At 64.6% G+C, this 12,289-nt stretch carries 12 protein-coding genes; 10 read left to right on the top strand and 2 right to left on the bottom strand.

Going from position 1 to position 12,289, the window contains the following annotated elements; genetic code table 11:
- The first annotated feature begins 108 nt into the window (after positions 1-108).
- The 3 genes from ACFSOZ_RS21085 to ACFSOZ_RS21075 all read left to right on the top strand — a co-directional run bounded on the left by ACFSOZ_RS21085 (position 109) and on the right by ACFSOZ_RS21075 (position 1,787).
- Complete coding sequence (locus tag ACFSOZ_RS21085) at positions 109-585, top strand: GNAT family N-acetyltransferase (protein ID WP_379101169.1); 477 nt, start codon at positions 109-111, stop codon at positions 583-585.
- A 173-nt stretch (positions 586-758) separates the two neighbouring features.
- The gene (locus ACFSOZ_RS21080; protein WP_095083103.1) at positions 759-962 is read left to right on the top strand and encodes a hypothetical protein; all 204 of its coding nucleotides are present in this window, start codon (positions 759-761) and stop codon (positions 960-962) included.
- A gap of 48 nt (positions 963-1,010) precedes the next feature.
- The gene (locus tag ACFSOZ_RS21075) at positions 1,011-1,787 is read left to right on the top strand and encodes a TIGR01458 family HAD-type hydrolase (RefSeq protein WP_379101167.1); all 777 of its coding nucleotides are present in this window, start codon (positions 1,011-1,013) and stop codon (positions 1,785-1,787) included.
- Here the strand turns inward: ACFSOZ_RS21075 and ACFSOZ_RS21070 are convergent.
- Positions 1,768-2,748 (bottom strand): GlxA family transcriptional regulator, encoded by a 981-nt coding sequence (locus tag ACFSOZ_RS21070; protein ID WP_379101165.1) that lies wholly within the window; start codon positions 2,746-2,748, stop codon positions 1,768-1,770. The genes ACFSOZ_RS21075 and ACFSOZ_RS21070 overlap by 20 nt on opposite strands.
- A 133-nt stretch (positions 2,749-2,881) precedes the next feature.
- Here ACFSOZ_RS21070 and bcoG point away from each other — a divergent pair, with 133 nt between their 5' ends.
- The 7 genes from bcoG (at position 2,882) to ACFSOZ_RS21035 (ending at position 10,588) form a co-directional block, all read left to right on the top strand.
- Positions 2,882-3,799 (top strand): 3-dehydrocarnitine:acetyl-CoA trimethylamine transferase BcoG, encoded by a 918-nt coding sequence (gene bcoG / locus ACFSOZ_RS21065; RefSeq protein ID WP_379101163.1) that lies wholly within the window; start codon positions 2,882-2,884, stop codon positions 3,797-3,799.
- 22 nt (positions 3,800-3,821) lie between these two features.
- Positions 3,822-4,451, top strand: coding sequence for an HD domain-containing protein (locus tag ACFSOZ_RS21060; RefSeq protein ID WP_379101162.1), 630 nt, complete (start codon positions 3,822-3,824; stop codon positions 4,449-4,451).
- On the top strand, positions 4,448-5,551 hold the full coding sequence (locus ACFSOZ_RS21055) for a carnitine 3-dehydrogenase (RefSeq protein ID WP_379101160.1): 1,104 nt from the start codon (positions 4,448-4,450) through the stop codon (positions 5,549-5,551). The genes ACFSOZ_RS21060 and ACFSOZ_RS21055 overlap by 4 nt, the downstream gene beginning before the upstream one ends.
- 4 nt (positions 5,552-5,555) lie before the next feature.
- Positions 5,556-6,719: an acyl-CoA dehydrogenase family protein gene (locus tag ACFSOZ_RS21050; protein ID WP_379101158.1), complete on the top strand. Its 1,164-nt coding sequence runs from the start codon at positions 5,556-5,558 to the stop codon at positions 6,717-6,719.
- A 63-nt stretch (positions 6,720-6,782) separates the two neighbouring features.
- A complete protein-coding gene (locus tag ACFSOZ_RS21045; protein WP_379101156.1) occupies positions 6,783-8,861 on the top strand; it encodes an acetate--CoA ligase family protein in 2,079 nt (692 codons plus the stop codon).
- On the top strand, positions 8,854-9,636 hold the full coding sequence (locus ACFSOZ_RS21040) for a carnitinyl-CoA dehydratase (protein ID WP_379101154.1): 783 nt from the start codon (positions 8,854-8,856) through the stop codon (positions 9,634-9,636). The genes ACFSOZ_RS21045 and ACFSOZ_RS21040 overlap by 8 nt, the downstream gene beginning before the upstream one ends.
- 16 nt (positions 9,637-9,652) lie before the next feature.
- Complete coding sequence (locus tag ACFSOZ_RS21035) at positions 9,653-10,588, top strand: alpha/beta hydrolase (RefSeq protein ID WP_379101152.1); 936 nt, start codon at positions 9,653-9,655, stop codon at positions 10,586-10,588.
- 31 nt (positions 10,589-10,619) lie between these two features.
- Here the strand turns inward: ACFSOZ_RS21035 and ACFSOZ_RS21030 are convergent, their stop codons facing one another.
- A complete protein-coding gene (locus ACFSOZ_RS21030) occupies positions 10,620-12,278 on the bottom strand; it encodes an FAD-binding dehydrogenase (protein ID WP_379101150.1) in 1,659 nt (552 codons plus the stop codon).
- Positions 12,279-12,289 lie beyond the last annotated feature (11 nt).

Raw genomic sequence — 12,289 nt, 5'->3', positions numbered from 1 at the left:
GTCAGCCACTTCGCGCAGGCCGCCAAGATCGCACGTCTTTGTCAGCCTGCGCGAGTTCAAGGTGCCGCGCCGCCGAAAAGGCCACGCGGCGGCTGGCAGGAGACGAAAGTGGCAGAGGATCGATTCATCGTGCGTCGGGCGCATGCAAGCGATATCCCGGCGTTGAAGCGGGTGCTGCAGGAAACGTTCGAAGGCACATGGCTGCCGCACATCACTGACGAATCGGCGCAGCGCTACATCGAATCGGATACTGGCGGTCGCTATGTCGACCAGAGCTGGCCGGAATTTGCCGTTGCCGAGATCGACGGCGACGTCGCCGGGCTGATCCATTGGCGCGCAGACTTCATCGAAGCCCTACATGTGATAGCGTCGCGCCAGGGGCAAGGCGTCGGCCGCAAGCTGCTTTCCCATGCCGAACGGGCGATCGGCACTGCCGGATTTGGGCAGGCGCGGCTGGAAACCGACACGTTCAACCTGCGCAGCCAGACGCTCTACAGAGCGGTCGGCTATGTCGAGAGGGATCGCTACCCCGACGACGAATGGGACAGCGGTTTCACCACCGTGCTGTTCGAGAAGCGGCTGTAGAAGCTCCGACCCGGCCTGGCCAGGCGCGGGAACGGCTTTGCGCAAGGCCGGCTCCGACGACACGGTTTTGCCCTTTGCCGCCCCTCAATAACCTCGCTCTTGCCTTCAAACAGCCGTCACGTATCTCGTATAAGACTGGCTCGTGGCGGAGAGGAAGAAGGAGGCGAACCGATATGCAAAACGAACGTGAAATCGACGCCCTGCTCTCACCTGGCGAGGCCGGATCGATCATCGACCGGTTGATGGCAATGCCGCATCCGAAAGACGGCACGCAGCGCACAAACGAATGGGATCGCGCGGTTGCAGCGCGACTTGAAACGGTGCTGGCCAAGAGCATGCGCTCGCGCATTGTCCACGAAAGCCGCGATGTCGCTTGATGGTCCCTGTGGTTTGACGAACGGAGGCTGTTTCGTCATCCTTCACCGATGGTACGCGCGGTGCTTCTGGACCTTTTGGGTGTCGTCTACAATGGCGACACCCCGATAGCGGGCGCTGTCTCGGCAACCGAGCGCCTACGCAATGCGGGCTTGCCGCTCCGCTTTGTCAGCAACACAACTCGCTCACCACACAAGGCAATCATCGCGCAACTTACCGCCTTCGGCGTCGAGGTTGGAGAAGAGGAATTGCTGACGCCGGCGCGTGCCGCCGTTGAATGGCTGCGCAGGCACGGCCTCACACCGCATCTGCTCGTCCACCCCAACCTGGAGCCTGAGTTTTCCGGACTGGACGGCGCAAATGGGCGGGCCGTCATCGTCGGAGATGCAGGCGAAGCCTTCGATCATGCCAGGCTCAACCGGGCGTTCCGCGAGCTGGTGGCCGGCGCCGATTTTGTGGCGCTCGCCACCAATCGCACCTTCAAGGATGCAGACGGTCTGCTCAGCCTCGACACGGGCGCCTTCGTTGCCGCCCTCGAATTCGCCAGTGGCCGAAGCCCTGTCGTGCTCGGCAAGCCGTCACCGGACTTCTTTCTTTCGGCGCTTGCCAATATGAACTGCTCGGCCGCCGATGCGGTCATGGTCGGCGACGATGCCGAGAGCGATGTCGCCGGCGCGCTGCGCGCCGGGCTTGGTGCGGCGCTGCTTGTGCGGACAGGCAAGTATCGTCCAAACGACGAAACACGTTTCAGTCCGGCCCCCACGGCTGTGGTAGATGACCTCGCCGCTGCGACCGACTGGATACTCACTAACCGCGCCGTAGTCTGACTGGCGCCTCGCCAAAAGCTCTCGAAAACGCTCTGGAAAACGCGGCGGCGGACGAAAATCCGGTCCGCCCGGCAATATCGGCCATCGCCACCCGCGTATCGACCACCAGCCTGCGGGCTGCACCAAGGCGAAGCCTGAGATAATAGGCACCCGGCGTCTCGCCGATCGATTTGCGAAAGATGCTCTCCAGCGTCCGCGCCGTCACGCCGGCGCGCTTTGCCACCGCTTCTATGGTCAGCGGCTGGTCGACATGCGATTCCATCAATCGGATGGCTTGCGCCAGCCGCGGATCGTAGCCGTCGAGCCGGCCGAGCGAGACCAGAGGCTGCGCGTCGGTGGCGGCGCGTGCCTGGTCGTAGATGAAGACGCTGGCGACATCGAGCGCCACCGCCATGCCAAGGCGGGTGCGAATGAGATGCAGCATCAGGTCGAAGGTCGGCGAGGCACCGCCCGAGGTGAAGACCGGCCCATCGATGACATAGCGATCCGGGCGGACATCGACGCCGGGGAAGGCCGACGAAAAATCCTCCATGTCTTCCCAATGGGTGGTGGCGCTGCGCCCTTCCAGCAGGCCGGCCCGCGCCACCAGCCAGGTGCCGGCCTCGACGCCGCCGCAAGCGCGCGCCGTCCGTGCGGCGCGCCGCAAGCCTGAAAGCAGCGCCGATGTCGCGTAATTCTGGGTGCCGAAACCGGCGACGACGACAAGAACGTCGGTTGGCTCAGCCGCGTCGAACCTGCCACTGACCGCCACCGGCAGGCCGCAGGTGGTGACCGGAGCCTCGCCAGTTACCGAGACCAGCCTGAAATCGAACAGGGTCTCGCCGGAGATGCGGTTGGCGGCGCGCAAGGGATCAACGGCCGACGCCACACACATGATGGACGAGCCGGAAAACACCAGCAGCGTCACCTTGAGCGGCGAGCGCTCGGCGCGAAAGATCGTTGGTTTTTCGCTTTTGATCATATGCCCTTCGTAAAACGCAAAACAGTTTCCGACAAGTCAGGCATTGTTGGGGCAGCTCTTGTGCATGTCGTTGTCCCAAACCGGTTCCCACTTTTGGGCGACATGCGTGGCAATCTTGATTGGGAGGATTTCGATGCCGCTTGCGATGAACCGTGAGGTTTTCATTACCTGTGCCGTGACCGGTTCCGGCGGTTCGCAGGATCGCAGCCCGCATGTGCCGCGTTCGCCCAAGCAGATCGCCGATTCGGCGATCGATGCGGCCAAGGCGGGTGCCGCGATCGTCCACTGCCATGTCCGTGAGCCCGAAACCGGCAAGCCCAGGCGCGACGTGCATCTCTACCGCGAGGTGACCGAGCGCATCCGCGCGGCAGACGTCGACGTCATCCTGAACCTGACCGCCGGCATGGGCGGCGACATGGTGTTCGGCTCGCCGGAAGCGCCGCTGCCGCTGAATGAAAAAGGCACCGACATGGGCGGCGCCACCAACCGCATGGAACATGTGCGCCAGTGCCTGCCGGAAATCTGCACGCTCGACTGCGGCACCATGAATTTTGCCGAAGCCGACTATGTCATGACCAACACGCCGGGCATGCTGCGGGCCATGGGCGGCATGATGACGGCACTCGGCGTCAAGCCGGAGATCGAGGCCTTCGACACCGGCCATTTGTGGTTCGCCAAGCAGCTGGTCGAGGAAAAGGTGCTCAACCCGGATGCCTTGGTGCAGCTCTGCATGGGCGTGCCGTGGGGGGCGCCTGACGACCTCAACACCTTCATGGCGATGGTCAACAATGTGCCGTCGACCTGGAACTGGTCGGCCTTCGCCATCGGCCGCAACCAGATGGCCTATGCCGCCGCCGCAGTGCTGGCCGGCGGCAATGTCCGCGTCGGGCTGGAAGACAATCTGTGGCTCGACAAGGGCGTGCTGGCGACCAATGCGCAATTGGTCGAGCGTGCCGCCAGCATCGTCACCAATCTGGGCGCCAGGATCCTTGGACCCGAGGAAGTGCGCAAGAAGCTGAACCTGACCAAGCGGGCGCCCATCGCCGCTTAGGCCGAAGTGCTGGGAGGTCGGCATGGCAACAGTAAAATTCACCGCGATGAAGGATGGCGACCGGGACGACTACGAGTTCCTGACCGCGCATGAAATCGACTACGCGGCTCGGACCGGCGAGCGGCTGCTCGCCGCGCTGGTCCAACTCGATGAGGGCCTGTCCGGCTACAAGATCACCCGGCTCGGCCATTCGCTGCAGGCGGCGACGCGCGCCTGGCGCGATGGCGCCGACACCGACTGGATCGCCTGCGCGCTTTTGCACGACATCGGCGACATCTACGCACCCTACAATCACGATGAGTATGCGGCTTCAATCCTGAAGCCCTTCGTGCGCGAGCAATGCACCTGGGTGGTGGAGAAGCATGGCGACTTCCAGCGGCTCTATTATGCCCATCACCTCGGCGGCAACCGCCATGCCCGCGACCGCTTCGCCGGCCACGCCTATTTCGGCGACTGCGACCAGTTCTGCGAGCGCTGGGACCAGTCGAGCTTCGACCCCGACTATGACACGCTGCCGATCGAATTCTTCCGGCCCTTCGTGCTCGAAGTCTTTGCCCGCAAGGCCTACGACCCTACTGTGATCCGCGCCGGCGAGCGCGTGCCCCTCATCGATCCCACAACCGCCACGACAAGAACCGGAGCTTCCGCATGAGCATCATCAACAAGGCAGCCGCCATCGGTGGCGGTGTCATCGGCGCCGGCTGGGTGGCGCGGCTGCTGCTCAACGGCATCGACGTGTCGATCTTCGACCCCGATCCCGAGGCGTCGCGCAAGGTCAGCGAAGTGATGAAGGGCGCGCGCCGCGCCTACAAGCAGATGGTGCCTGGCGGCCTGCCGAAAGAGGGCAAGCTGACCTTTGCCAAGACCATCGCCGAGGCGGTGGCCGATGCCGACTTCATCCAGGAGAGCGTGCCGGAACGGCTCGATCTCAAGCACCGCGTGCTGGCCGAGATCGACGCCCATGCGCCGGCCAACGCCATTGTCGGTTCGTCGACCTCCGGCATCAAGCCGACAGACATGCAGGTGGCGATGAAGAAGCATCCGGAGCGGCTGGTCGTCGGCCATCCGTTCAACCCGGTCTATCTCCTGCCGCTGGTCGAGATCGTCGGCGGCGAGCAGACCTTTCCCGAGGCGATCGAGGTCGCCAAGGAGATCTATGCCTCGATCGGCATGAAGCCTGTCGTCATCCGCAAGGAGATCGAGGCTTTCGTCGGCGACCGCCTGCTCGAAGCCGCATGGCGCGAGGCGCTGTGGCTGATCAAGGACGGCATCTGCACGGTCGAGGAACTCGACGACATCATGCGCTACGGCTTCGGCCTGCGCTGGGCGCAGATGGGCATGTTCCAGGTCTATCGCGTCGCCGGCGGCGAGGCCGGCATGCGCCACTTCATGGCGCAGTTCGGTCCGTGCCTGAAGTGGCCATGGACCAAGCTGATGGATGTGCCGGAGTTCAACGACGAGCTGGTCGACCTGATCGCCACGCAGTCCGACGACCAGGCGCATGGCCTGTCGATCCGCGAACTGGAAAAGATCCGCGACGACAATCTGGTCGCCATCATGGACGCGCTGTCGAAACAGAACAAAGGCAAGGGCTGGGGCGCCGGTGCCCTGCACAAGGACTACACCAAGCAACTGGCCAAGCTGGCGGCCAAGAAGCCGACCGCCTCCAAGGCGGCCGAGAAGGCCAAGGCGAGCAAGCCGGTGAAGAAAGCCGAAAAGCCGAAGAAAAAAACCGGCAAGAAGAAAGGCTGAGACCATGGATTTCGGGCTGTCGGAGGAACAGAAGCTCATTGTCGAGACGACGCGTGCCTTCGTCGAGAACGAGCTTTACCCGCATGAACGCGAGGTGGAACGCACCGGCGTGCTGCGCCGCGAGCTGATCGAGGAGATCAAGGCCAAGGCGATCGAAGCCGGCCTGTACGCCGCCAACATGCCGGCGGACGTCGGTGGCGCGGGCTTGGATACGGTGACTTGGCTGCTCTACGAAAAGGAACTCGGCCGCGCCAACTATGCCCTGCACTGGACCTGCGTGGCGCGGCCCTCCAACATCCTTTTGGCCGGAACGCCGGAGCAGCGCGAAAAATATCTGTTCCCTTGCATCCGTGGCGAGAAATGGGACTGCCTGGCGATGACCGAGCCGGCTGCCGGTTCCGACCTGCGCGGCATGAAGGCGACCGCCGTGCAGGACGGCGACGACTGGGTCCTGAACGGCACCAAGCATTTCATCAGCCATGCCGATCTCGCCGACTTCGCCATCGTCTTCATGGCCTCGGGCGAGGAGGATTCGCCGCGTGGCAAACGCAAGAAGATCACCGCCTTCTTCGTCGACAAGGGGACCAAGGGCTTTGCCGTGCGCGACGGCTATCGCAACGTCTCGCATCGCGGCTACACCAACGCCATCCTCGAATTCGACGATTGCCGGCTTCCCGCAAGCCAGGTCCTTGGCGAGGTTCACAAGGGATTTGACGTCGCCAATTCCTGGCTCGGCGCCACCCGCCTGCAGGTCGGTGCGACCTGTCTCGGCCGCGCCGAGCGGGCACTAGGCCATGCCGTCGAATATGCCGCGCAGCGTCAGCAGTTCGGCCAGCAGATCGGCAAGTTCCAGGGCGTGTCGTTCAAGCTCGCCGACATGGCGACCGAACTGAAGGCCGCTGACCTGATGGTGTTCGAGGCCGGCTGGAAGTACGATCAGGGCACCGTCACCGATCAGGACATGGCCATGGCCAAGCTGAAGGCCACCGAAATGCTCGCCTTTGTCGCCGATGAAGCGATCCAGGTCCATGGCGGCATGGGGCTGATGGACGACCTGCCGCTGGAGCGCATCTGGCGCGACGCGCGCGTCGAGCGTATCTGGGAAGGCACGTCCGAGATACAGCGCCATATCATTTCACGGGCGCTGCTGCGCCCGTTTGGAGCCTGAGCATGATCCCGAAAAGTGGTATCCGGTTTTTGCTAGAGACCATGCTCCAACGAGAAGACCATTATGCATAAACTCGAACGTCTCCTGCGGCCGAAGTCGATCGCTGTCTTCGGCGGTGCGCAGGCTGCGGCCGTCGTCGCGCAGTCGATCAAGATGGGCTTTGCCGGCGAAATCTGGCCGGTGCACCCGACCAAGGATGAGGTCGCCGGCCGCAAGGCCTATCGTTCAGTGGCCGATCTGCCCGGTGCGCCGGACGCTACCTTTGTCGGTGTCAACCGCCACCTGACCATCGAGGTGATCAAGGCGCTGGCCGAGCGTGGCGCCGGTGGCGCCGTCTGCTTTGCCGCGGGGTTCCTCGAAACCGAGGCCTATGACGACGATGGCGAGCGGCTGCAGGCTGAGTTGGTCGCTGCTGCCGGCTCGATGCCGATCATCGGGCCGAACTGCTATGGCCTGATCAACTATGCCGACGGCGCGCTCCTGTGGCCGGACCAGCATGGCGGCATCAGGCTGGCCGAGGGTGGCAAAGGCGTCGCCATCATCACCCAGTCGTCCAACATCGCCATCAACATGACGATGCAGAAGCGCGGCCTGCCGATCGCCTTTCTGATGACCGCCGGCAACCAGGCGCAGACCGGCCTGTCCGAAATGGCGCTCGGCCTGATCGAGGACGAGCGGGTCACGTCGCTCGGCCTGCATATCGAGGCTTTCGATTCGGTGGCCGGCTTCGAGCGATTGGCGGCGCGAGCCCGCGAGCTGAAGAAGCCGATCATCGCCATGAAGGTCGGCCGCTCGGAACAGGCCAGACAGGCGACGGTCTCGCACACCGCCTCGCTGGCCGGCTCGGACGCGGCGTCGGGCGCCTTCCTGAGGCGGCTTGGCATCGCCCGCGTCGATTCGATCCCCGCCTTCATCGAGGCGCTGAAGCTGCTGCACGTCACCGGACCCTTGCCCGGCTATCGTCTGTCGTCGATGAGCTGCTCGGGCGGCGAGGCGTCGGTCATGGCCGACAGCGCCGAGGGCCGCTGGGTCAATTTCCCTGAACTGACCGGCAAGCACCGCGCCCATGTCAAATCGACGCTCGGGCCGCTGGTCGCGGTGGCCAATCCGCTCGACTACCACACCTTCATCTGGAACAACGAGCCGGCGATGACCGCCACCTTCACCGCCATGGTGTCGGGCGGCTTCGACCTCAACATGCTGGTGCTCGACTTCCCGCGCCCCGACCGCTGCTCGGACACCGACTGGTGGGCGACGCTGCGCGCCTTCGAATCGGCGCTGAATACCAACAAGGCGCAGGGCGCCATCGTCTCCTCGCTGCCGGAAAACCTGCCTGAGGAATACACTGCCGGGCTGATGGCGCGCGGCATGGTGCCGCTGTTTGGCATTTCCGAAGCCATGGACGCAGCCCAGGCGGCTGCCTTCATTGGCTGGGCGTGGCGCGAGCCGCAGGCGCAGCCGATCGACACGTCCGCCTCCGGCGCGCCCGGCGGCGACCACATCACGCCAGACGAGGCCGAGGCAAAATCGCGGCTGATCAAGGCCGGCCTGCCGGTGCCCAAGGGCGAACGCGCCGCCAACGCGGTCGAGGCGGTGATCTCGTCGATGGCGCTCGGCTTTCCGGTGGCGCTGAAGGCGCTGGGCGTCACTCACAAATCCGAGGTTGGTGCTGTCAGGCTCAACCTCAAGGACGCCGAATCCGTCAGCACGGCGGCGCATGACCTGCTGCCGCTCGGCACCGGCCTTTATGTCGAGCGCATGGTACGCGACGGTGTCGCCGAACTGATCGTCGGCTTCACCCGCGATCCGATGTTCGGTGCGGTGATGACGCTGGGCACCGGCGGCGTGCTGGTCGAGCTGTTGCGCGACAGCGTCACGCTGATGCTGCCGGCAACCCGCGACGACATCGAGGCGGCGTTGCGCGGCCTCAAACTGTTCCCGCTGCTCGAAGGCTATCGCGGCCGGCCGAAAGCCGATGTCGCGGCGGCTATCGACGCCATCTCGGGCATTGCCGCCTTCGTGCAGACGAATGCCGGCGAGATCGAGGAACTCGACATCAACCCGCTGATCGTCTGCACCGAGGGCAAGGGCGCCTGGATCGCTGACGCGCTGCTGGTGCTGGGAGACAAGAAGAATGTCTGACGTCATTTCGACCCGCCGCGAGGGCACCATCCTCGAGGTGACGCTCGACCGGCCCAAGGCCAACGCCATCGACCTGAAGACCTCGCGGCTGATGGGCGAAACCTTCAAGGCCTTCCGCGACGATCCTGGCTTGCGCGTCGCCATCGTCAAGACCGCCGGCGACAAGTTCTTCTGCGCCGGCTGGGATTTGAAGGCGGCTGCCGGCGGCGATGCGGTCGACGGCGACTATGGCGTCGGTGGCTTCGCCGGCCTGCAGGAACTGCGCGACCTCAACAAGCCGGTCATCGCCTGCGTCAACGGCATGGCGGTCGGCGGTGGCTTCGAATTGGCGTTGTCTTGCGACCTCATCTATGCCTCCGATCATTCCTCCTTCGCGCTGCCCGAAATCCGCGCCGGCACCCTGGCAGACGCGGCGACGATCAAACTGCCGAAGCGCATCCCCTATCATGTTGCCATGGACCTTTTGCTCACCGGCCGCTGGATGGATGTCGCGGAAGCGCATCGCTGGGGCCTGGTCAACGAAGTGCTGCCCAAGGAGAAGCTCGAAGACCGCGTCTGGGAGATCGCCCGGCTGCTCGCCGGCGGCCCGCCGCTCGTGTTTGCCGCCATCAAGGAGACGGCGCGGGTGGCCGAAGCGCTCACCTTCCAGGACGCGATGAACAAGGTAACGCGACGCCAGTTGCCGACCGTCGATGCCCTTTACGGCTCCGACGACAATATGGAAGGTTTTCGCGCCTTTGCCGAGAAGCGCGACCCGGTGTGGAAGGGGAAGTAGCGGCAGCCCGGCTCCCATGACCGACTACAGAACCCTCATCGACGCCGAGACCTGGGCGTTCATCGATCGGACCAATTCTTATTATCCGCCCGATACGATCGACTACACGATCGCACAGCAGCGCGAGATCTATGACCGCATGTGCCGCGAGTTCTTCGCCGGCTATCCCGACGGCGTTGCGGTTGAAACCTCCGCCATTGCAACGCCCACGCACGACATCCCGATCCGCATCTACCGAAGCGCGTCGCAGGCAGAGACGACGGTGCTCTATTTCCATGGCGGCGGTTTCATCCTCGGCGGGCTGGACAGCCACGACGATGTCTGCGCCGAGCTGTGCGCACGCACCGGCTTTGAGGTGGTCTCGGTCGACTACCGGCTGGCGCCGGAACACCTGCATCCGGCGGCTTTCGACGACGTGATGAGCGCCTTCGAATGGGCCACTACCACCCGCTCGCACCCTATCGTGCTTTGCGGCGACAGCGCCGGGGGCAATCTTGCCGCTGCCGTCAGCCATGCGACGCGCCACCACGCGAAAAGACCGATCGGCCAAATGCTGATCTATCCCGGCCTCGGCGGCGACCGCTCGAAGGGATCTTATGTTAGGCATGCCGAAGCACCGATGCTGACCATGCGCGATCTCGAATTCTACAAGTACATCCGCACCGGCGGTCAGGATCGCAGCGGCGACACGACACTGGCCCCGCTTGCCGACAGCGACTTTTCCAACCTGCCGCCGACGGTGCTGATCACTGCCGAGTGCGACCCGCTGTCGTCCGATGGCGCAGCCTATCGCGACCGCGTCATCGCCGCGGGCGGATGGGCATATTGGTTCGAGGAAGCTGGGCTGGTGCATGGCTATCTGAGAGGCCGGCACATGGTCGGCCGCGCCCGCGCGAGCTTCACCCGCATCACTGAGGCGGTATCCGCCCTTGGGCAGGGTATCTGGCTCTGACGAGCGATTTCATCGCCTGACGGTTCGAGCCTTATTGCACCGAGGCGGCCGCCGCCCGGCCGGCGCTGCGGCCGGAAAAGATGCAGCCGCCGAGGAACGTGCCTTCGAGCGCCGCATAGCCATGCACGCCGCCGCCACCGAAGCCGGCGGCTTCGCCGACGGCATAGAGCCCCGCGACCGGCTGGCCGTCGGCACCCAGCACGCGGCTGTCGAGATCGGTCTGCAGGCCGCCCAGCGTCTTGCGGGTCAGGATATTGAGGCGCACCGCAATCAGCGGGCCACTTGCAGGGTCGAGCATCTTGTGCGGTTTTGCCGTGCGGATCAGCCGGTCGCCGAGATAGGCGCGGGCGCCGCGCAACGCGGTGATCTGCATGTCCTTGGAGAACGGATTGTCGAGCTGCCGGTCGCGGGCACGGATCTCGCGCTCGACCTGGGCAAGTTCAAGCAGCGGCTCGCCGCCGGCCAGCGCGTTCATGCGGGCGACCAGTGTCAGCAGGTCCGACTCGACGATAAAATCCTCACCCTTCTCCATGAACGCCTTCACCGGACCCGGAATGCCCGATGTGGCGCGGCCAAGCACCTGGCGCCAGCTCTTGCCGGTCAGGTCGGGGTTCTGCTCGGAACCCGACAGGGCGAACTCCTTCTGGATGATCTTTTTGGTCAGGATGAACCAGGAATAGTCGAAGCCGGTGCTCATGATGTGGCTGAGCGTGCCCAGCGTGTCGAAGCCGGGATAGAGCGGCACCGGCAGGCGCCTGCCCCTGGCATCGAGCCACAGCGATGACGGGCCGGGCAGGATGCGGATTGCATGGTCGGTCCAGATCGGCGCCCAGTTCTTGATGCCCTCGACATAGTGCCACATGCGGTCGCGGTTGATAATGTTGCCGCCAGCCGCTTCGGTAATCGCCAGCATGCGGCCGTCGACATGGTCGGGCACGCCGGTGATCATGCGCTTCGGTGCCGCGCCCAGCCGCTGCGGCCAGTTTTCCCGGACAAGTTGATGGTTGGCGCCGATGCCGCCGGAGGCGACGATCACCGCTTGCGCCTTGAGCTCGAAATCGCCTGATATGTCGCGCGAGCTCTTCTGGCCGCGCTCGACCGTGCTCGGCTGCAATATGTTACCGCGCACGCCGTTGACGGTGGCACCCGAGCGGGTCAATTCGTTGACGCGGTGGCGGAATTTGAAGCGGATCAGCCCGCTTTTCTCGGCTTCGCGGACGCGCTGGACGAAGGGTTCCAGCACACCGGGCCCGGTGCCCCAGGTGATGTGGAAGCGCGGCACCGAATTGCCGTGGCCGACGGCATTGCCGCCGCCGCGCTCGGCCCAACCGACGACGGGAAAGAATTTCAGGCCGCGCTGCATGAGCCAGGAGCGTTTCTCGCCGGCGGCAAATCCGACATAGGCCTCGGCCCATCGACGCGGCCAGAAATCCTCCGGGCGGTCGAAAGCAGCGGTGCCCAGCCAGTCCTCGAGCGCCAGATCATGCGAATCGCGGATGCGCATCCGCCGCTGCTCGGGCGAATCGACGAGGAAGAGGCCACCGAACGACCAGAACGCCTGACCGCCCAGCGACTGTTCCGGCTCCTGGTCGACGATGATGATTTTCTTGCCGGCCTCGGCAAGCTCGGCGGCGGCAACCAGCCCGGCAAGGCCGGCGCCGACAATGATCACGTCCGCATCTTCAGCCATCTTTTACTCCC

This window comes from Mesorhizobium newzealandense, assembly GCF_042682145.1.
Classification (GTDB): Bacteria; Pseudomonadota; Alphaproteobacteria; order Rhizobiales; family Rhizobiaceae; genus Mesorhizobium; species Mesorhizobium newzealandense.
The sequence above is the reverse complement of the archived record's forward strand: the minus strand, read 5'-3'. Positions and strand labels throughout refer to the sequence as shown.

Bases quoted from the DNA above. Each gene is read 5' to 3' on its own strand.
- ACFSOZ_RS21060 (WP_379101162.1), top strand. From the start codon at position 3,822: ATGGCAACAGTAAAATTCACCGCGATGAAGGATGGCGACCGGGACGAC.
- ACFSOZ_RS21035 (WP_379101152.1), top strand. From the start codon at position 9,653: ATGACCGACTACAGAACCCTCATCGACGCCGAGACCTGGGCGTTCATC.
- ACFSOZ_RS21040 (WP_379101154.1), top strand. From the start codon at position 8,854: ATGTCTGACGTCATTTCGACCCGCCGCGAGGGCACCATCCTCGAGGTG.
- bcoG (WP_379101163.1), top strand. From the start codon at position 2,882: ATGCCGCTTGCGATGAACCGTGAGGTTTTCATTACCTGTGCCGTGACC.
- ACFSOZ_RS21055 (WP_379101160.1), top strand. From the start codon at position 4,448: ATGAGCATCATCAACAAGGCAGCCGCCATCGGTGGCGGTGTCATCGGC.
- ACFSOZ_RS21050 (WP_379101158.1), top strand. From the start codon at position 5,556: ATGGATTTCGGGCTGTCGGAGGAACAGAAGCTCATTGTCGAGACGACG.
- ACFSOZ_RS21075 (WP_379101167.1), top strand. From the start codon at position 1,011: ATGGTACGCGCGGTGCTTCTGGACCTTTTGGGTGTCGTCTACAATGGC.
- ACFSOZ_RS21070 (WP_379101165.1), bottom strand. From the start codon at position 2,748: ATGATCAAAAGCGAAAAACCAACGATCTTTCGCGCCGAGCGCTCGCCG.
- ACFSOZ_RS21030 (WP_379101150.1), bottom strand. From the start codon at position 12,278: ATGGCTGAAGATGCGGACGTGATCATTGTCGGCGCCGGCCTTGCCGGG.
- ACFSOZ_RS21045 (WP_379101156.1), top strand. From the start codon at position 6,783: ATGCATAAACTCGAACGTCTCCTGCGGCCGAAGTCGATCGCTGTCTTC.
- ACFSOZ_RS21080 (WP_095083103.1), top strand. From the start codon at position 759: ATGCAAAACGAACGTGAAATCGACGCCCTGCTCTCACCTGGCGAGGCC.